The organism is Clostridium sp. D53t1_180928_C8, assembly GCF_015667795.1.
Taxonomy (GTDB): Bacteria; Bacillota; Clostridia; order Clostridiales; family Clostridiaceae; genus Clostridium.
Map to the genome: position 1 here is coordinate 15,102 of NZ_JADPEL010000034.1, position 22,162 is coordinate 37,263.

Here is a 22,162-nt window from a genome sequence, read left to right on the forward strand (position 1 = left end):
TTCCACAATTTTAATTTTGGATTTTAATCAATAATTGATCATGTAAATAATAATCTACATTAACACTCTTAATTGTCCGTAAGACCCTTAACTTTTATTTTTCTTCGTAATATTTTTCAATTGTTTAGATAATCATTATTGCATTAATGCTTTGACAATTTCTCTATAAATAGGGGCAGCTGTATTTCCTCCACCTAATTCCTTACCATTTTTGTCTAAGCCCTTTATATTAGGCACTGAAATAACTAACGTATATAATTTTCCATTTAATTCGAAATACCCTGCAAACCAGCCATGAGTTGTAGCACCACCCTCACCTGTTGCTGTACCAGTCTTTCCACCTTGAGTTATCCCTTCTATTTTAGCCGCTGAACCTGTTCCTTGCCATATAACATCGTGCATATTATTTTTTACTAATTTTGATGTAGTTGAACTAAATATTCTATTTTCTTCATTTTGAACATTTTCTATAACATTATTATCTTCATCCACAATTGCTTCTACAAGTGATGGCTTAATATATACCCCATCATTTATTACTGCATTTATAGCTCCTGCAATTTGAAGTGGTGTTACTGTAATACATTGTCCTATTGCAAAATTACTAATTCCATCACTTTGTTTAGCCATTACCCCTATAGCTTCTTCTCTATTTTCTCCAGATAACCCTAATACTTTATTATACATTCCTAAATTAGTAGTATATTTTAACATATTTTCATAGCCTATTAACTCACCAACTTTAGCAAATATATCATTACAAGAAACATCTAGAGCCTCACTTAAAGTTAAAGTTCCATGACTATAAGATTTTCCACCATTACTACAAATATTACCGTTACAGCTAAAAGAATTGTTAACATTAACTAAACCCTCATTTAATGCTATTGCCTCTGTTATAACTTTAAATATAGAACCTGGCTCAAGCCCCAATTGACCTATACCTAAATTAATATTTGCTTCTGATTCATCCTTTTGTACCATAGACTTTATCTTTCCTGTTTTTGCTTCTAAAAGAACTACACCTACATTATCTAGATTGCTATAATCATCACTCTTTAAAACATTTCTTATTTTATCTGACCACTCTTCATCGATAGTTAATCTTATGTTTTTATTATTTTCCCCATAATTAGTTTCATTACTTCTATATATAGATTTTTCATCTAAATGGAAACCTATTGTAGGTCTTTTATTCTCTGAAATTATATCTAAAATACTACTTTCAAACGAACCTTCTTCTACATTATTCTTATCTATAGATGCAATCATATTCTCTACATTCCATCTTTCTTTTAAATCCAACTGATCATATACATAAGTATAAATTCCCTTTATATCATTTAACTTATTTAACTTTTCATATGTCTCTTCTGTAATGGTATAATATAGTTTCCCGCTTTGATTCATAATATCAGTAAAATTAAAATCTTCATCTTCTGATTTCATTATAAAGTTTAAAGCTAATAAATCTTCTAATGTTTCTTCATAATTATTTAATTTAAAAGGCTTAGTGTCTAATACCATAACATACTTACTTTTATAATTTATAAGGCTCTTTCCATTTGCATCAAACAACTTATAATTACTATCACTAGTATATTCAACTTGATGATTTTCAAGTTCCCCTTGAACAGAAGTTGTTGGAGACATCATTAATATATATAATCTTATAGTTAAAGCAATAAAAATGCTAAAAAATCCAATACATACAATTAGTGATTTTTTATTATCAATCTTATATCTATACAAAAAAACACCTCCTTTAGCTAAATTCTAGACTAAAATGAGGTGTTTTATTCAAACTACTTAAGTATATCTCTAATTTTTGCCATTAATAAATCTATAGCAACATAATTATGTCCACCTTCTGGTATAATTATATCTGCATATTTTTTTGACGGCTCGGTAAATTGAAGATGCATTGGTCTAACAATATTTAAATATTGATCTACAACTGATTCAACTGTTCTTCCTCTTTCATTTATATCTCTAACTAATCTTCTTAAAATTCTTATATCAGCATCAGTATCTACATAAACTTTTATATCTAAAAGATCTCTTATTCTTTCATCTTCAAGTATTAAAATACCTTCTACTAAAACAATATCTCTTGATTCTACAATTGTAGTTTCTTTAGATCTATTGTGTACAGTAAAGTCATAACTAGGTTTTTCTATAGACTCTCCATTTATTAATTTCTTTAAATGTTCTACTAATAAATCATTATCAAATGCCATTGGATGATCGTAGTTAGTTTTAACTCTTTCTTCCATTGATAAATGACTTTGATCTTTGTAATACATATCTTGTTGTATCATTGCAATACAATCTTTTGAAAAATTAGAATATAAGGCATCTGCTATTGTACTTTTACCAGATCCTGTTCCCCCAGTAATTCCTATTAAAATTGGTTTTGACATTACCGTTCCTCCTTAGTAGTATTAGTTATTATTTATATTAATGACATTATTAGCTTTTACAAGCATATCATTCACCTTTAATGGTGTGTTAACTTTAACAGTAAACATCATGTGTGCTCTATTTGCAACGTCTGTCTTTTTGTCTTTATCTAAATCATACATTTCTTCAAGCTTAACCTTAAAGTATGGTACATCAGCTCTTAAAACTTCAACCTCTTCCCCTTCAAATACTCTATTCTTTTGAAGTACTGTTGCAGTTTTAGTTTCAGGATCATAAGATTTTACCATACCAACAATTTCGTAATCTCTAACATATCCTGCATCATCATAGTTTTGTTCTCCATTTATACCTAAATAGAAACCTGTATGATATGGTCTATGACTTACCTTTCTAAGCATATCCATCCATTCATCCTTAAACTTATAGTTACTTGGGTTTTCCCAGTAACTATCTAATGCTTCTCTATATGCTTTAACAACTGAAGCTACATAGAATTCACTTTTCATTCTTCCTTCAATCTTGAAAGAGTAAATACCACTCTTAACAAGCTCTGGTATGTAATTAATCATACATAAATCTTTTGAATTCATTATATATGTTCCGTCATCATCTTCTATAACAGGATAATATTCACCTGGTCTAGTTTCTTCAACTAAATAATATTTATATCTGCATACATTTCCGCAGATACCTTTATTTGCATCTCTTTTTATCATGTAGTTTGATATTAAACATCTTCCTGAATATGCAACACACATTGAACCATGAATAAACGCTTCAATATCACAACCCTTTGGAATATTTTCAGTTACTTCATTTATTTCTTTAAAAGTTAATTCTCTAGCTAATACTATTCTCTTAACTCCTAAATCATACCAGAATTTAGTTGCCATCCAGTTAACAGTATTTGCTTGTGTACTTAAATGTATTTCTAATTCTGGTGCAACTTCTTTACATATAGCAATTAATGATGGATCTGCTACTATAACAGCATCTACACCTATATCATAAAGTCCTTTAATATATTCACCTGCTGAAGGTAAGTCATGATTTCTTGCAAAAACATTTAATGTAACATAAATTTTTCTACCTCTATCATGGCAATACTTAATTCCTTCAATCATTTCTTCGTTTGAAAAATTATTTGAAAAGGCTCTAAGATTTAATTTACCTCCACCTATATATACAGCATCTGCTCCAAAATCTATAGCTATTTTTAGCTTTTCTAAATTACCAGCTGGCGCTAATATTTCAGGCTTTCTCATTTGACTACCTCCTTTTTGTTATAGCAATTCCATCTCCCATAGGAATTACTGATGTTATTAAACTCTTATCTTCTGATACTAGCTCTAGATAAGTTCTCATTCTCTTAACTATTGTTATCTTTCTTCTTTTAACTAATTCATCACTTGCAACCATGCCTCTAAATAAAACATTATCAGCAATTATTATACCATCATCTTTTAAAAGTCTTAGGCAATGTGGTAAAAAGTGATTATAGTGTCCCTTACCTGCATCCATAAAAATTAAATCATATGGCTCTTGTAATTTTTCTAACACTTCAAGACAGTCACCTTCTTCAATCACTATCTTATCTTCAAGTCCAAAAGATTTTATATTTTCTTTTGCATACTTTATCATTTCTTCACTTCGCTCTATGGTAGTTATATGAGGATTTGTTCCTGCTGCATCATGCATAATAATTGCAGAATAACCTATTGCAGTACCAAGTTCTAATATTCTTAATGGCTTTTTCATACTTACCATAAATTCTAGGAACTTAATTGTTTCCTTTTGAGCTATAGGCACACCATTTTCTTTAGCAAACACTTCTAACTCATTTAAACGCCCTTCGCTTTCTGGTATTAATCCTCTTATATATTCTTCCATATAATCGTAGGTAATCCCACTCATACTAAACCTCCGTATATGTTAATATCCTAACTCTTCTTTTTTCTTTAAAAAATCATCATAATTGTCAGTAAAATAATGTTCGTTATCTGATGCTAACAGATAAAACAAATAATTTGTATCCGATGGATGTAACGCTGCCTTTATAGATGGCTCCCCTGGGTTACATATTGGTCCTACTGGTAATCCTTTATGCAAATAAGTATTATACTTTGATTCAATTGCTAAATGTCTGTTTCTTACATTCTCTATATAATATCCATGTGCATAAATAACCGTTGCATCAATTTGCAATGGCATTCCTTGCTTTAATCTATTATAAATTACAGAAGCTATTAAAGGTCTATCTTCATCTACTCTTGCTTCTTTTTCAATAATAGATGCTACATTAATAACCTTTTCAATGTCTTCCTGCTTAATATCCATACCTTCTGTTACTTCGGCCCATACTTCTTCAAATCTCTTTATCATTGTTTCTATTATGTATTCTGGTTTAACTCCAATTTCGAAATTATATGTATCTGGAAATAAAAAACCTTCTAGATTATATCTTTTATCCGAATTATCGCTTACATAAGCTGGTAATGGATAACTTTTTATTGCACTTAAAAATTCATCCTTTGTACAAATTCCATTTTCCTCTACTCTAGCGGCTATATCTTCCACATTAAACCCCTCTGGAATAGTTAAGGTTATTGTATTTGCATTGTTGGTATCCTTTAAAGTCTTAGCTACATCATTTAATGACATAGTTTCATCTAATGTATGACTTCCTGGAACTACTTCTAAATCTAGTCTTGTTAATTTAGCATATATTTTTATTATAAATGGACTTTTAATCTTTTTTTCATTAGAAAGTCTATTTATAATACTATAAAAACTATCGCCTTCTTCAACATTAACGACTTCTGATTGCGAAATTTTAAGTGGTTTTCTAATTGTTGATATAAATATAGAAGCTATGGCTATTACAACAATTAATAATAGAATAATTAAAGCTCTGCCGGTATTTTTAGCTCTTTTTTTCATAAATACCCCCTGTATTTAAAAGTGAATAGCTAAATTTTTAGCTATTCACTATTATAATACTTTTATATGCAATTATAAACAATTTACATAATTATTTTTTACTTCTGCTTATCATTCTCTTTCTTTCAGAAGCATCTAAGTATCTCTTTCTGATTCTTATGCTTTCTGGAGTAACTTCAACTAATTCATCATTTCCAATAAATTCAATTGATTGTTCTAATGTTAAAGTAGTAACTGGTACTAACTTAACAGCATCATCTGAACCTGATGCTCTTGTATTAGTTAACTTTTTACCCTTACAAACATTAATATCTAAATCTTCAGCTCTAGCACATTCTCCAACAACCATACCTTGGTATACTGGCGTTCCTGGTACTACGAATAATCTACCTCTTTCTTGAGCATTGAATAATCCGTAAGCAATTGCTTCACCTTGTTCAAATGATACTATTGACCCTCTGCTTCTTGATTCGATTTCTCCTTTATATGGAGCATAACCTTCGAATACGTGATTCATTATACCATTACCCTTTGTATCAGTCATGAATTCATTTCTAAATCCTATAAGACCTCTTGCAGGGATTATGAACTCTAATCTAGTATATCCATTAACAGCTGATGTCATATTAACCATTTCAGCTTTTCTTGGTCCCATCTTCTCCATAACTGCACCCATGAATTCTTCAGGTACATCTATAGTTAAATGTTCCATTGGTTCTAATTTCTTTCCGTTTTCTTCTTTGAAGATAACATTTGGCTTAGATACTTGTAATTCGAATCCTTCTCTTCTCATTGTTTCTATAAGAACTGATAAGTGAAGCTCTCCTCTACCTGATACTTCGAAGCAATCTGGAGTTATTTCTTTAACTCTTAAACTTACGTTAGTTTCTAATTCCTTCATTAATCTATCTCTTAAATGTCTTGAAGTAACGAATTCACCTTCTTTACCTGCAAATGGTGAGTCATTAACCATGAAGTTCATGTTAAGTGTTGGCTCATCAATTTCAACGAATGGTAAAGCTTCTGGATTAGATGCATCAGCTATAGTTTCTCCAATATTAGCATCAAGAATACCACTTACTGCAATAATATCTCCAAGACCTGCTTCTTCTACTTCTTCTCTCTTTAATCCGTTATATCCAAATACAGCTGTTATCTTATAGTTTGACTTAGTTCCATCTTGTCTTACTAAAGCTACGCTTTGATTCTTCTTAACTTTTCCTCTATGTACCTTACCTATAGCAATTTTACCAACGAAAGCATTACTATCTAAAGTTGTAACTAACATTTGGAAAGGTCCATCTATGTAACCCTTAGGTGGTTCAACATGTTCAATTATTGTTTTGAATAATGGTTCCATTCCTGTATTTGTATCTTCAACATTGTATCTTGCAAAACCTTCTCTAGCAGAAGCGTATATGATTGGGAAGTCTAATTGTTCATCATCAGCACCTAATTCTAAGAATAGATCAAATACTTCATCAATAACTTCTTCAGGTCTAGCATTTGGTTTGTCTATCTTATTTATAACAACGATTGGTTTTAATTTTAACTCTAAAGCCTTCTTTAAAACGAATTTTGTTTGTGGCATTGGTCCTTCATAAGAATCAACAACAAGTAAAACTGAGTCAACCATCTTAAGTACACGTTCAACTTCTCCACCAAAATCAGCATGTCCTGGTGTATCAACGATGTTTATTTTTATTCCATCGTACATAACTGCAGTGTTTTTTGAAAGAATTGTAATTCCTCTTTCTTTTTCTAAGTCATTAGAGTCCATTACTCTTTCATCCATTTTTTCATTTGATCTAAATACGTGACTTTCTTTAAACATAGCATCAACTAATGTAGTTTTACCATGGTCAACGTGAGCTATAATTGCTATATTTCTAATATCGTCTCTAGTTATTAATTCCATTTAATTTCCTCCATCAATTTTATTTATGAATTTAAATTTTAAATTCATAATTTTTATTATAAAGGCTTATCTCTCTTTTGAAACCAAGTACACAATACTTCAAGTTTTTTTGCTACGTTTAAATTTTATTGCAACAAATTCTTCGATACACTGCATACTTGTAAGTTGAAATAACTAAATAATAAATTTAGCTTTTCACTTATGTAAACCTATTAATATTTTGCCCAAAAAGAAAATTGGATACACTCGTATCCAATTCCCAAATCTATCAATTATTCTACTATTATCTTTGTTACTTGTCAACTAATACTTATATTTCCATAATAATTGGTAAAATCATTGGCTTTCTTTTAGTCTTTTCATAAAGATAAGTTCTTAGCTCATCTCTTACATTTGACTTTAAAGTAGCCCAATCAGTAATCTTCTTTTCTTCACAATCCAGTAGAGTATTTCTAACAATATCTCTTGCCTCATCCATTAGTCCTTCAGATTCTCTTACATAAACAAATCCTCTTGAAATAATATCTGGTCCTGCAACAATATTCTTATTTTCTTTAGATAGAGTTACAACTACTGTTAATATACCATCTTGAGATAAATGTTTTCTATCTCTCAACACTATATTTCCAACATCACCAACTCCAAGTCCATCAACAAATATTTGTCCTGAAACAACTGTTCCATTCTTTTTAATGCCATTTCTAGTAACTTCGATTATATCTCCAACATCAGGTATAACTACATTTTTTTCATCTAAACCTAATTTTGTAGCTAATTCACCATGTTGTTTTAAATGTCTATACTCACCATGTACTGGAATAAAATGCTTTGGTTTAACTAACGTTTGCATAAGCTTTAACTCTTCTTGACAGGCATGACCTGAAACGTGGATATTTTCTTGAGAGCCGTATATAACTTCTGCACCCTTTTTAAATAATTGATTAATAACCTTTGATACAAGCTTTTCATTTCCTGGAATAGGTGTTGCTGAGATAATTATTGTATCACCTTCAACAATATTTACTTTTCTATGCTCTGATGCAGCCATTCTTGATAAAGCTGACATTGGCTCTCCCTGGCTTCCAGTAGTAATAATAACAATTTGATCATTATTATACTTATTAATTTGATCAATCGATACTAACGAATCCTTATCAACCTCAATATAACCTAATTCTATAGCTACATTCATTATATTTTCCATGCTTCTTCCTGAAACAGCAACTTTCCTACCGTATACAGAAGCAGCATCTATTATTTGTTGAATTCTATGAATATTTGATGCAAATGTTGCAATAATTATTCTTCCCTTAGTTTTTCCAAAAATTCTTGTTAAGCTTTCTCCAACAATTCTTTCAGAGTTTGTATATCCTGGTTTTTCTACATTTGTAGAATCAGCCATCATTGCAAGAACTCCTTTTTTACCTAATTCTGCAAATCTTGCAAAATCCATTGCTTCTCCATCAATAGGAGTATAATCAACCTTAAAATCTCCTGTATGAAGCACAACTCCTAATGGTGTGTGTACTGCAATTGCAACTGAATCAGCAATTGAGTGATTAGTTTTTATAAACTCTACAGATACAGAATTTAATCTAATTACATCCTTAGGTTTTACTCTTATAAGCTCTGTTGAACTTAACAATCCATGTTCTTTTAATTTTGTTTCTACTATTCCTAGTGTTAATTTTGTTCCATATACTGGAACATTTAATTGTTTTAAAACATATGGTAATGCTCCGATATGATCCTCATGTCCATGAGTTAAGAATATTCCTGATACTTTTTCTTTATTTTTCATAAGGTACGTTATATCAGGTATAACTAAATCTATTCCAAACATATCTTCATCTGGAAACTTAAGTCCACAATCTATTGCAACTATATCATTTTTATATTCTATTGCTGTTAAATTTTTACCGATTTCATTTACCCCACCTAGAGGAATAATCTTAACCTTAGCCTTCTCATTCTTCATATGTCCCCTCCTTCTCTTTTCCTTTATGTATTTCAAAGTATATCCCTACTATTAAAATATCTTTTTATTCACTTTTATGTTTTTTGCAACATTCAGAACAAATACCAAAGAACTTTACACTATGATCTAAAATTTTAAACCCATATGTATTTTCAATACTTTCTTCTAGTTCATCTAAAAGATCATCTTGAACTTCGAATACAGCTTTACACTCATTACATACTAAATGATGATGTCTATGTTCTTCTTCACTATGAACAAGCTCATATCTACTACATCCATCATTTAAATCAAGTTTGAAAATAACACCTATTTCTTCTAGTAATAATACAGTTCTATATACTGTTGCTAAACCTATATCAGGACATATTTTCTTAACTTCATCATAAATCTCTTCTGCGGTTAAGTGTTCTCCCTCTTTTTCAATGATTACATCTACAATAGCTCTTCTTTGAGGCGTTAACTTATAGCCTTTTTGTTTTAGGTTTTCTTTTAATAATTCAATGTCTACATTAACTGTGCTCATATACTTAACACCTCATTTCTTCTTTATTCTTCTTCTGAGAAAATAGTATTGTAAGCTTCTTCTATAGCAGCTAACTCTATTTCATCTTCAATTAATTCAAACATATCATTATCATCTTCATCTTTTATTACTTTTAAAGCAAATGGGTTTTCATCTTCGTATCCTTGTTCTTGAACTATAACATATTCACTTTTTTCGTCATTTTCAGGATTTACCATATCAAAGAATGCTATTACATTTAAATTTATCTCATTTCCATCTTCATCAAACAATTGTATAGTTTTTAAATCTTTTTCCATTTTACAAACTCCTTTTTTCATCTAAATTGTTTATTCTATTATTACACAAAATATCAAAACTGAAAACAGTTTTATTTTAGTTAATAATTAGTAGTTTTAAGTTAGTAATTAAGGATAAAACTGCTAACTACTAACTCTTTTAAGCTACTATCTATTAGAAAACCTTAACTTGCACTAAATTACTGTTTCGACTAAGTAGCTAACCTACCTATAGTTGGCTACTTGCTAAGTCTTAGCTTATCTAAATACCCTTGCAATATGTAAGTTGCGGCTATTTTATCAACTATTTTCTTTCTTTTACTTCTTGAAAGATCAGCTTCTAACATTGCTCTATGAGCTGCTACTGTTGTTAATCTTTCATCCCACATTTCTATTGGTAATCCTGTTTTTTCTTTTAAAAGTTCTGAAAACTCTAAAGCCTTTTCACCTGATTCACCAATAGTTCCATTCATATTTTTAGGCAATCCAACAACTATAGTTTCAACACCATACTCATTGCATATTTTATGTATTTCTTCTAAATCTTGTTCCTTTTTAGTACGTCTTATTGTTGTAATTCCTTGCGCTGTCCAACCTAAAGGATCGCTTAAAGCAACTCCTATAGTTTTAGATCCCATATCAAGTCCTAATATTCTCATAGAAACTCCTTTTTATTTTTGAATAGTTAAGTATTACTTTTTCAATGTAATAAGTTAATAATTTAAAAAGTTAAAAAGTTAAGTATATAAACTTTACCTTTTTAACTAATTAAGTTCTATTAACTATAATTTATTAGTATACTTTTTTAAAAACAAAAGTGCCCGCTCAACGGGCACCTTTTATTTTATTTCTAGATAAGATTTTATTACCTCTTCAAGTATTTCATCTCTTTCAAGTTTTCTAAGTAAAGCTCTTGCTCCGTTATAACTAGTAATGTAAGAAGGATCGCCTGAAATTAGATAACCTACCAATTGATTTATTGGGTTATATCCCTTTTCCTTCAATGCTGTATACACATCATTTAAAATTGATTTAGTTAAATCTTCTTTGTTAATGTTTAAGTCAAATTGCATTGTTCTGTCAAGATTATTATCCATATCGTTCGCTGCTTCCTTAGCAGCTTCACCCCCTTACGAAAGTTTTTTATTTATTTTTAATCATTAGAAATTTTATATAACATTTATTATTTATATTATACCCTAAATTAGTACAATTGTATACCATAACACACAACTATTTTACTAAATTTTCTATTGTTTGGAAAGCAGCTTCTATAGCTTGTGGTATATTTTCAGGCTTCTTACCACCAGCTTGAGCCATATCCGGTCTTCCACCTCCGCCACCGCCAACAACAGTAGCTACTTCCTTAATTATCTTACCACAATGAATTCCATTACCTAATACATCTTTAGTTGCCATAGTAACTAAATTAACCTTATCTTCTGATTTACTTACTAGCACTACAACTCCTGAACCCATCTTACTTCTGATTTTATCAGCTAGATCTCTTAAAGCATTTCCATCTACACCTTCAAGTGCATAAGCTATAGCTTTAACTCCATTTATTTCTTTAGCAGAATTTAAAATATCGTCTAAAGCTCCACTTGTAAGCTTAGATTTAAGTTCAGCTATTTCCTTATCTTTTTCTTTTAACTCTATACCTTGAGAAGAAATTTTCTTTAAAACATCCTTTTCTGTACATTTAAGCGCTGAACAAGCTTCTTTTAATAACCTTTGCTTTTCTTCCATGTATTTAATAGCAGCTCTTCCTGTTAAAGCTTCGATTCTTCTAATCCCAGCAGCAACACCAGTTTCAGAAACTATTTTAAACAATCCAATTTCTCCAACATTAGATACATGAGTACCACCACAAAGTTCTTTAGAGAATTCTCCTGCAGCTACTACTCTAACTTTATCACCATATTTTTCATCAAATAATGCAGTTGCTCCTGATTCCTTAGCTTCTTCAATTGTCATAAGCTTAGTTTCTACTGAATCAACCTCCATTATTTTATCATTAACTAAATCTTCAACCTTTTGAATTTCTTCAGCAGTCATAGCTTGGAAGTGAGTAAAGTCAAATCTTAATCTTTCATTATCTACAAAAGAACCAGCTTGGTGAACGTGAGAACCAACAACTTCTTTTAATGCAGCTTGTAACATATGAGTTGCTGTATGGTTTTTACAAACACTAGCTCTTCTTACCTTATCTACAGTTAATGTAACCTCTTCACCATTCTTTATGCTTCCATTTTTAACTTCAACATAATGAACTGTCTTTCCACCAACATTTTTCTTAGTGTTATAAACACAAGCAGAACCATTAGCACCAATTATCATACCAGTATCACCAATTTGACCACCCATTTCAGCATAGAAAGGAGTCTTATCAGTTAAGATATAACCTTTACTTCCTTCAGTTAATTCATCTACAAAAGCTTCATCTGTTGCAAGTACTACAACCTTAGCAGTATCTTCTGTAGCTGTATATCCAACGAATTCTGTTTCAATATCAGCACTTACTTTATTTATTGGATTTTCATCAGCTCCCATGTAAGAAGTTTCGCCCCTTGCACTTCTAGCTCTTTCTCTTTGAGCTTCCATTTCCTTTTTAAATTCTTCATTGTCAACAGTCATTCCCTTTTCTTCAAGGATTTCTTCTGTTAACTCTAGTGGGAATCCATAAGTATCATATAATTTAAATGCTTTTTCTCCTGAAAGAACAGTAGCTTTAGCATCTTCTAATTCCTTAACATATCCATTTAATATGTTCATTCCACCATCAATAGTTTCATTAAATCTTTCTTCTTCTAAAGTTATTATCTTTGTTATATAATCCTTATTCTCAACTAATACAGGATAATTTCCACCATAGTTTTCTACAACAGCATCTACAACATCTTTTAAGAATAATCCTTTAATTCCAAGTAGTCTTCCATGTCTTGCAGCTCTTCTTAAAAGTCTTCTTAAAACATATCCTCTACCTTCATTACTTGGTTGAACACCATCAGATATAAGCATAGTTACAGCTTTAACGTGGTCAGTTACTATTCTTAATGAAGTATCAGAATTTATATCTTTTCCATATTCTACACCTGAAAGAGCAGATACTTTGTTTAATATATTTTTAACTGTATCTATTTCAAATATGTTATCAACGCCTTGCATTATTGTTGCAATTCTTTCAAGTCCCATACCTGTATCTATGTTTTTGTTCTTTAATGGAGCATAGCTTCCATCTTCTTGCTTATCAAATTGAATAAATACTAGGTTCCAGAATTCAACTATTCTATCAGCATCTGAAGCTTCAACAAAATCATCTACATTTGTAACTGGAGCTACATCTACTCCTCTATCATAGTGAATTTCTGTACAAGGACCACATGGACCTACTGTTCCAACTTCCCAGAAGTTATCATCTTTTCCTAATCTAAAAATTCTATTTGGATCTATATCTGTTTTAGAAGTCCATATTTCATATGCTTCATCATCTTCTAAATATATTGTTACATATAATTTATCTTTTGGAAGTTTTAATACTTCTGTTACATATTCCCAAGACCATGGAATAATTTCACCCTTAAAGTAATCTCCAAATGAGAAGTTACCTAACATTTCAAAGAAAGTACCATGTCTAGAAGTCTTTCCTACGTTTTCTATATCACCAGTTCTTATACACTTTTGACAAGTTGTAACTCTGCTCTTTGGTGGTTTTTGTATTCCTGTGAAATATGGCTTAAGTGGTGCCATACCTGCATTTATTAATAATAAACTATTATCATTTTTAGGTACTAATGGAAAACTCTCCATTCTTAAATGTTCTTTAGATTCAAAAAAGCTTATAAAGCTTTCTCTTAATTCATTTGCTCCCATGAATTTCATGATTAATTACTACCTCCGTTTTTTAAATATAAATAAAAAAAGTCTCCATCCCTCAAAAAAGAAAAGGGACGAAAACTTATAATTTCCGCGGTACCACCCTAATTATGTATATAAATATACATCACTTAAAGTAAAATAAGCTCCAAGATAGCTTCAATATGCAAAATAAGAAGTTTTCACCAAACACTTCCTCTCTAAATATTTACATCATATTTACTCATTCTTTTCATCGCTTTATATTAAATTTATTTCCTAGCAAGATTATATTTCATTTATACTCTTATGTCAATAAATGAAATTTATTTTCATTCTATAAAAGCTTTACTTAGAATAGATAATAATCTATATCATCATATACAACTTTTATTATAACTGCAATTGGGACCGATAAAACCATTCCTATTACTCCCCCCATTTTTTCACCTAATATTAATAATATAATAATTATTATAGGATGCATATTAGTACTATCCCCTGTTATTTTAGGTGCTAAAAAGTTACCTTCTACTTGTTGTATCAAAAACACACCTACAGCTGCCAATAATCCCTTTGTAACTGAACCTGTAAAAGCCATAAAGATTATAGGAACGCCTCCTATAATAGGACCAAAATAAGGGATTATATTAGCTATTGCATTTATTATAGATAATACTAATGGGAATTTCACTCTAAGTATTAATAATAAAACAAATGATAATGCACCAATTATTAATGATAATAAAAGCTGACTTAATATGTATCTGCTTAATATCTTATCAATGTTATTATTTATATTTTTAATTAAAACTCTTTTATCCGTTGGAAATACTAATAATAATTTATTATAAATTAAATGTCCATCTGCTAATAAGTAATAAGTTGTTATTGGAACAACCGCAAGACCAACAATATTTTCTCCAAGAGAAATCATGTTATCTACTAAATTAGTTGATGCACTACTTAAAATCATATTTATTTTTTCTCCAACTTGCAAATATATAGTTTCAAAAACAGGTAATCTATCTAATTTAAATCTAGTTGCAAAAGCTAAAACATATTCCTCTATACTATCTAGCATAACCCCAAAGTTACCACTTTCTTTTAATATAGATGGTACTATACAATATAAAAGTCCTATAAATGCTAATAAAACTAATAATATAATTGATAGTGAACTCTTTTTAGCTGATATATTAAATCTTTCACTTAGACAATTTCTTAACGGCTTTAAAGTATAAGCAATTATAAATGAAATTAATAATAAATTAATAACATCTCTTATAGGAGTGAAATATATGTATATAGAAATACTAAGAACTACAAGAACAACTGCTATTACAGTTTTATAAATTAAACTTTTATGCTTTCCTAACATCCTTTACTCCTCCTAAATCATGAGGTAAAGTTTTAAGCTTAATACGCTCACTTCCCTTATATAAAATATAATCATCACATAAAACGCAATGTTTTAATGTTATAATTTCTTTTCCCTTAAACATCTTATCAAATATTCCTGAGCTAATAATCAACCCTTTTATACTAAAGTTTTCTTTATCTATAATTAAATCTTCAAGAACTCCAATTAACACTTTTTTTTCATTAAGAATATCTACAAATTTAATTTTCTTAAATTTTAATCCCTTAAATTTTGATGTTTCTGTAATTTTCATTACTTTATCTATAGAAGTTATTGAGTCACTTGAAACAAAAGTATGTTTTTTAATTATAGATGCTGGTGAAATTGTAAATCCTTCTATAATTCCTTTATTAAAATCTATAGATATATCTTCTATAACTCCAATATATTTATTTTTAGAATCATAAACCTTCATTAAATAAAAATCTCTCCACTTAAACATTTTCTCACCTCTAAAAAAACATATAACCATAGTATTGACAAATACTATGGTTATTATTAGTAAAATTTTTAGAATTTTTTAGAGAAATATCTTAATTAATATATAGTAAGTTTTTATAATTCTCTACCAACCTTTTATATTTTACTATTACATTTCTAAACTATAAACAATATTTTATTGTCTAGCTTCATTTATGACACCCATCTTATAGTCTTGAGGTGATATTCCTACATGTTTTTTAAATATGTTGCTAAAATAATGTTGAGTACTATATCCGATAAGCTCTGCAATTTCATATAATTTTAATGATGGATCTCTCATTAAAATTATTGCATTTTTTATTCTTACATTAGTTAAATAATCAATAAAATTCATACCAAGCTCTCTTTTAAATAATCTAGTAAGATATGTTTGACTAACACCTAAATTATTTGCTATTTCTGATATAGATAAATCTTCATTATGATAATTTCTATTTATATATTTTTGAACTTCAATAACCACTGGTGTTTTTTTACTCTTATCAATTAGCCTATTGCATAATGACTTATAAACAATATTTACCTGAACTGGATCATCACGCAAAAATGATGCACATATAACTACATTAATTTTAAGATATCTATTTATTGTATTTTCTAATTCAGTAACAGCTCCATGCCAATATTTTATTGGATTTATATCACATAAAATAACAACCTGCTTTTTAGAATCAATAAAAACATTCAAATATTCAAATTTATTCATTATCTCATTAGTGATATTTAATATAGCATAACTTAGTAAATCTGACGACCAATTATTTTCAGTTGACCCTCTACTTTTTATTAAAGGCTTAACCATTATAAGTCCCATTGAATTAGTATAAGTAATATTAAAATACTTCATCTCTCTTTCAAGTTCTGAACTTCTAATTTTCCCTCTTATCCAATCCTTCAGAAAATTTTCCTTTAAATGCTCACTGTCTTTTTCAAGCTTACTAGTTGCAAATTCTCTTTTTTTCTTCCTTCTATTTATAATTTCATCCTTTGCATTACTAATGGTCTTCTTAAGATTTTCTTTATCTATATTACTTAAAATATAATCAAATATATTTAACTTTAATTTAGTTTGAACATAATCCCCTGAAATAATTATTATAATAGGATCATTTAAGTCCCTTTTAAATTCCTCGATCAAATCTAATCTATTTAAAAATTGCATACTTATATCTAGAAAAATTAAATCTGGTTTTCTTTCTCTTGCAATTTCTAACGCAATCTCTCCATCTTCAGCTTCTCCCACAAGCTCAAAATCTGTAAATTCCCAGCTAATAATACTTTTTATACTATTTCTAATTCTCAATTCATCATCAGCTATTAAAACTTTTATCAACACAATTCCCCCCCAAAACCTTTACTTTATTATTGGAATCCTTATTTCTACAGTACTTTCATTATCTAACCCACTAAAAATATTTTAAATGTAATCTCTATAAACCCCTTCTCTCTTTTTTTGCTTTATTCCATAATATATGGTATTTAAAACTATTAACTAAATTACTATTATTATTCAGTAAACAAAATTGCAAAAATAACAACTAAAATCCATATAATAATTACTATGACCACCGTAAACCTTTGCATTTTGTTTTTATCACCTTATACTCTTTAAATGAAAATATAGTTCTGACTTCTCTAATATTTGTTTAATACATATTATAGATAAACTTTAAAGACTCTTTAGTGATACTACTTAGACATTAATTAAAACAGTTAACCTTCATTCTATATAATAGGATTTATTAGAGAATATACTATTTTATTACCCTTATATAAATTTCATAAATTTTTCTAAACTCTCTAATCTAATTATTAATAAAATTATAACTACAAGAAAAATCGCTAGAATTATATTTTTATACTATGTTTATATGGTCATATCCCCCCCTTAATTCTCCATTTATTTATATTTTAATACTTTTTACAAATTATGTAAATAATTGCAACTATTGTTTTCTTGTCATTTTTATTTTTTCTTACTTCTTATTATTAGAGTTCATAAAAGACTATAGAAAAATTTCCAAAAACAAATTTAGATTTTAGGAAATTTTAAAGTTTAGAAGCACTAGGCCGCTCTATAGAATTTAACTTTGAAAGTGTAGTTTATAGATAAGTAATACTTTTAATTTCCTTCATATTAATACTTATATATGACTATATTTATTTGCTTAATATTTTGCTACTTCTGTAAAAAAGATATTAAAATAAAATAAATCCCTCTATTTTTATGTAGAGGGATTTATCTTAATTTTCTTTATATTCAGCTCCAGCCCCAACCTTAGTAATTTGAACTGCTACCATTTCAGAACCATTACCATTAATAATTTCATGCCACTTTCCTGATGGTACAAAAATCATTTTTCCTGGTTCTACTTCAAATTTATCATCTTCAAGCATCATTACTCCATTACCTTTTAAGAAAACAAAAATTTGTTCTCCATTAGGATGTCTATGGGATTTTAAAATTTGACCTGGTTTAAAATAATAAACCTCTGATGTCATATCATTTCCACCAAATACTGCAATTTTAGGAACTACAGTATCATTATATTGTTCTAATGATCCATCTAATAAATGTTTACTATATTCACTCATAAAATACCTCCAAAAATACTACTTTATTTTTAATAACATTTATAGTATTTTAAACTTTACTGAATTTATACTTAAGGAGTAGCTTATTTAATAAATAAAATATAGAACACTACTTAATTAATTTTTAACATTTATATCACTTTCCTTACTTACAAACACTTTATTACTACTTGCATATTTTTTATAAAAATTAAAACTTATAAATAATGCCATTAAATATATCATTCCTTTAAATCCTGCAACATTTAATCCTACAAATATAGCAATTAAAACACTTAATGGTGATAGTTCTAATGATGATGATAAAAGCTTTGGCTCTAATATATTCCTTGTTATCATAATTATTGAAAATAAAATAACTAAAAATATAACTGTAATATACTTGCCGCTAAAAAAATAAATAATTACAAGTGGTAAAAATATTAATATCATTCCTACAACAGGCAGTATATCTAATATCATACATGTTAAACTCAAAAGCAATGTGTATGGTATTTTTAATATACTAAATCCTATAAATGTAATTATAAATGTACATAAAATCAATATAGAATATGTACCTATATATTTAAAAATAACATCTTTAATTTCCGTTATAATTTTTATCAACTTATCAACTTCATTTTCATCAATATAATCCTTATTCTTTACTCGTGACGAGTCATTTTTTATAAATTTTTTAAGAAATACGAAACTAGATAATATTGCAAAAATTATTACTGATATAATATATGGAAATGCTGAAATTACACTTATTATATAATTTACAATGTTCATACTAAAATCTAACGCATAATTTGATATATCTGATATAAGCTTATTTATATTGCTTTTTAAAGTTTCTAAGATAGATTCATCAATACTCTCAAATGCAGATAATGAATCTTGAATAAAAACATTTATATTTGCTCCGTTATCATATATATATTCATATCCATCAGTTGCTAAATCTTTTATTTCCGAACAAAAATAAACCACACCAAATCCTAATAAGGTTACGGTAATAATATAAAACATTAACGTAGAAATACTAGCTGCTAAATTACCATCTATATTAAACTTCTTAATTATGGCTTCTGTTGGTTTTTTTAAAATAGAGGCAGTTATTAATCCTATTATAAATGGCATTGTATATTTTAATGTTCCAACAATTATTAAAAATGAAAGAGTAAATACTAATAAAAATACAATTAAATTTAGAAATGGCTTTAGTCTTTTAACTGCCAAGGATATATACTCCACTTTTATCACATCCATCCTTTATATTAAAAATTAAAGGAGCTAAATAGTAGCTCCTTATTATATATACATTATTAAATTATATTTTTTAAAACTTTACCTTATGAATAACGAACTTCTATCCCCCTTCTCTAATGTATTAGATAGATTGGATCATCTCCTTCTTTAAAACATTTATAAAGTTTAATTTTAGCATTAATTAAAAGCCTATTTTTAAGCTTTACGCACGCCTCCTCTCTATCATATTTGTTCACTAACTGAACATCCTCCAATAACGACATTTAGAAGCATCACCCCTTTAGCTTTTATAATTATAAAACCTATAGACCTTAGTAGCCATAAAACTTTTCTTTCGACTACTATAAATATAGTATACACCAGTAAATACACTTTGTAAATATTTACCAGTAATTTTTTTTAAAAAATTTATAAAGAGTTATATTAAAATTACAATTTAACAATTACTTTAATTGTTAAATATATTTCTTTTAATATAACTCCTGCTATTGTTTAAAGACATATATCAGACATTTCTAAATCTACTTTTTGCATAATATCATTTTTAAAATTAAATCCATCTGAATAATCTTCATATAATTGTTCATTATATTGAACTTTAGGTATTATTATAGTAATCTTAGTTCCTATACCTTCTTCACTTTCAATTTTAACTTTTCCATTAAATTTATTTATTATTTCTTTAACTATATTAAGTCCTAAACCTGAACCTTCCTTATATCTAGTTTCACTTGTTTGAACTCTCTCATATCTATTAAAGATATATTTTACTTTTTCCTTCGGTATTCCAATACCATTATCTTCAATCTCTATAATAATATTTTCTTCTCTAGTTCCAACTAAAACATCTATTCTTCCTTTTTCTTCATTATATTTAATAGAATTAGATAGAATATTTAATATGGTTCTTTCTATTAAATCTTTATCTGCATAAACAAATAGCTCTTCTTCTTCAGTATCGAATATAACATTAATACCTTTCATTTCTGCAAAAGATAATATAGACATTGTGGTATTTTCAACAATATTAACTATATTTAAGCACTTTAAATTTAAATTATAATCTTGTTGCGTTAATTTACTTGAATCAATAAAATTATTTATTAATCTTATTAATCTGTAACAATTTTGTTTAATTGTAGAATTAAATTTTAATATTTCATCTATATTATTGCTTTCCCTTTTTAAATCTTGCATTTGAATTGCAGAATAAATAACATTTACAGGGGTTTTAAATTCATGAGAAATATTAGCTAATAACTCCTTATTTATCTCTTCCTCTTCATTTTTCCTCTTTAACTCAGACAATTTTTCTTCTAATTCTATAGATTTAAGCTTCAAGTCATTATATAACGTTTCTTGTGGCCTTTTAATAACTTCTATTCCAATTATATTAAATACAAAATAATCACCTATTAATCTAATAAAATAAGTTGATAAAATTTTTGTATTATTAAATATTCTAGGAGTAAAAATAACAATCACTAATAATATAATTCTAAAAATTATGTATCCTTTAAAATCTGTAATTATTTCCTTGGAAATTTTTTGCCCTTTTCTTTTAATAATAAACCATAATAGTATATATAAAGTTAAAATTAATATTTCTATACTTAATTTAACTTTATTAAATCCTATTCCTTCAATTTCTATTAATAAATTACTACTACCTTTAAATACTACATAAGCACTTAATAAAGTAACAATTATAATAATTAAAGAAAAATACCCCAACTTTATTTCCTTATTAATGTTTAGAAACGAAAAAATAAATACTAATACTTCAAAAATAAATAATATATAAAACATTCTACTTAAAATATTAAGCGAACCTGTAATTCCAATATCTATATTTAATATAAACATATTAGAAATAGCTAAAAATCCTATTCCCGAAATCCCAATAGAAAGATATTTATATAAATTGTTTATATAAATATTTCTACTTAATGCTAATATTAATAAACTAGATGTATAAAAACATGATGTAACTAATGACATAATCTTTATAAAACCTAAAATATTAAAACCATCATTTATTATAAAGCTATAAAGCCCGCATGTACTAACGATAACAAAAACAAAGCTAAATTCCCTTACTTTATTTAATATTTTTTTATTTTCCCCCATATTACCCTTTAAACCTTTCTTTTGATTTTAATTTTTATATAATAATCATTAAAATCTATCTCTTTTCTATTTTATACCATTTTACTACTTTTTACAATTTTTTTCGAACAACTGCAACCATTTTATTTATTAACATGCTCATTATAGTATATATATTATTAATAACTTGTTAATTTTTTCATGTTTTTTCATTAATTCTTTATATATCAACTTTCTCTTTCACACTTATATTGCTAATCCCAATTTATTGGTATAGAATATTATTTATGTATAAATTAAAATTTTCTAAGGGGGATTTTATATGAATAATTTTATTCTTATATTATTTTTAATTATTTTTGCAGGTATGCCTGCA

At 27.8% G+C, this 22,162-nt stretch carries 18 protein-coding genes and 1 other annotated feature; all 18 genes read right to left on the minus strand.

The features are described from left to right. Positions 1-135: 135 nt before the first annotated feature. Entirely contained in the window at positions 136-1,752 is a 1,617-nt protein-coding gene (locus I4V51_RS15450) for a penicillin-binding transpeptidase domain-containing protein (protein WP_243281525.1), read from the minus strand. 53 nt (positions 1,753-1,805) lie between these two features. After that, positions 1,806-2,423, minus strand: coding sequence for a uridine kinase (gene udk, locus I4V51_RS15455; RefSeq protein WP_195989333.1), 618 nt, complete (start codon positions 2,421-2,423; stop codon positions 1,806-1,808). 21 nt (positions 2,424-2,444) lie between these two features. After that, positions 2,445-3,689 carry a U32 family peptidase gene (locus I4V51_RS15460; RefSeq protein ID WP_195989334.1) on the minus strand — a complete coding sequence of 415 codons (1,245 nt, stop codon included), beginning with the start codon at positions 3,687-3,689 and terminating at the stop codon, positions 2,445-2,447. A gap of 4 nt (positions 3,690-3,693) precedes the next feature. Then, complete coding sequence (locus tag I4V51_RS15465; RefSeq protein WP_195989335.1) at positions 3,694-4,338, minus strand: O-methyltransferase; 645 nt, start codon at positions 4,336-4,338, stop codon at positions 3,694-3,696. Positions 4,339-4,356: 18 nt separating this feature from the next. Continuing rightward, a complete protein-coding gene (mltG, locus tag I4V51_RS15470) occupies positions 4,357-5,364 on the minus strand; it encodes an endolytic transglycosylase MltG (protein WP_195989336.1) in 1,008 nt (335 codons plus the stop codon). Between the two features lie 91 nt (positions 5,365-5,455). Then, positions 5,456-7,282: a translational GTPase TypA gene (typA, locus tag I4V51_RS15475; protein WP_195989337.1), complete on the minus strand. Its 1,827-nt coding sequence runs from the start codon at positions 7,280-7,282 to the stop codon at positions 5,456-5,458. A gap of 310 nt (positions 7,283-7,592) precedes the next feature. Continuing rightward, positions 7,593-9,260: a ribonuclease J gene (locus I4V51_RS15480; protein ID WP_195989338.1), complete on the minus strand. Its 1,668-nt coding sequence runs from the start codon at positions 9,258-9,260 to the stop codon at positions 7,593-7,595. A 64-nt stretch (positions 9,261-9,324) separates the two neighbouring features. Beyond that, on the minus strand, positions 9,325-9,786 hold the full coding sequence (locus tag I4V51_RS15485) for a Fur family transcriptional regulator (RefSeq protein WP_195989339.1): 462 nt from the start codon (positions 9,784-9,786) through the stop codon (positions 9,325-9,327). 23 nt (positions 9,787-9,809) lie between these two features. Continuing rightward, positions 9,810-10,085, minus strand: coding sequence for a DUF1292 domain-containing protein (locus I4V51_RS15490; RefSeq protein WP_195989340.1), 276 nt, complete (start codon positions 10,083-10,085; stop codon positions 9,810-9,812). 218 nt (positions 10,086-10,303) lie between these two features. Further along, positions 10,304-10,723: a Holliday junction resolvase RuvX gene (gene ruvX / locus I4V51_RS15495; protein WP_195989341.1), complete on the minus strand. Its 420-nt coding sequence runs from the start codon at positions 10,721-10,723 to the stop codon at positions 10,304-10,306. Positions 10,724-10,903: 180 nt separating this feature from the next. Next, on the minus strand, positions 10,904-11,161 hold the full coding sequence (locus I4V51_RS15500; RefSeq protein WP_133014261.1) for an IreB family regulatory phosphoprotein: 258 nt from the start codon (positions 11,159-11,161) through the stop codon (positions 10,904-10,906). A 136-nt stretch (positions 11,162-11,297) separates the two neighbouring features. Next, positions 11,298-13,946 carry an alanine--tRNA ligase gene (alaS, locus tag I4V51_RS15505; protein WP_195989342.1) on the minus strand — a complete coding sequence of 883 codons (2,649 nt, stop codon included), beginning with the start codon at positions 13,944-13,946 and terminating at the stop codon, positions 11,298-11,300. Positions 13,947-14,007: 61 nt separating this feature from the next. Next, positions 14,008-14,185 (minus strand) — a binding site (T-box leader). 86 nt (positions 14,186-14,271) lie between these two features. Continuing rightward, positions 14,272-15,300, minus strand: coding sequence for an AI-2E family transporter (locus I4V51_RS15510; RefSeq protein WP_195989343.1), 1,029 nt, complete (start codon positions 15,298-15,300; stop codon positions 14,272-14,274). Further along, on the minus strand, positions 15,284-15,784 hold the full coding sequence (locus I4V51_RS15515; protein ID WP_195989344.1) for a PRC-barrel domain-containing protein: 501 nt from the start codon (positions 15,782-15,784) through the stop codon (positions 15,284-15,286). Before I4V51_RS15515 ends, I4V51_RS15510 begins: the two co-directional genes overlap by 17 nt. A 174-nt stretch (positions 15,785-15,958) precedes the next feature. Beyond that, positions 15,959-17,161: a helix-turn-helix domain-containing protein gene (locus I4V51_RS15520; protein ID WP_195989345.1), complete on the minus strand. Its 1,203-nt coding sequence runs from the start codon at positions 17,159-17,161 to the stop codon at positions 15,959-15,961. A gap of 908 nt (positions 17,162-18,069) precedes the next feature. Next, positions 18,070-18,420 carry a cupin domain-containing protein gene (locus tag I4V51_RS15525; RefSeq protein WP_195989346.1) on the minus strand — a complete coding sequence of 117 codons (351 nt, stop codon included), beginning with the start codon at positions 18,418-18,420 and terminating at the stop codon, positions 18,070-18,072. A 117-nt stretch (positions 18,421-18,537) separates the two neighbouring features. Beyond that, complete coding sequence (gene ytvI, locus I4V51_RS15530; RefSeq protein ID WP_195989347.1) at positions 18,538-19,647, minus strand: sporulation integral membrane protein YtvI; 1,110 nt, start codon at positions 19,645-19,647, stop codon at positions 18,538-18,540. Positions 19,648-20,169: 522 nt separating this feature from the next. After that, complete coding sequence (locus tag I4V51_RS15540; RefSeq protein ID WP_195989349.1) at positions 20,170-21,807, minus strand: HAMP domain-containing sensor histidine kinase; 1,638 nt, start codon at positions 21,805-21,807, stop codon at positions 20,170-20,172. Positions 21,808-22,162 lie beyond the last annotated feature (355 nt).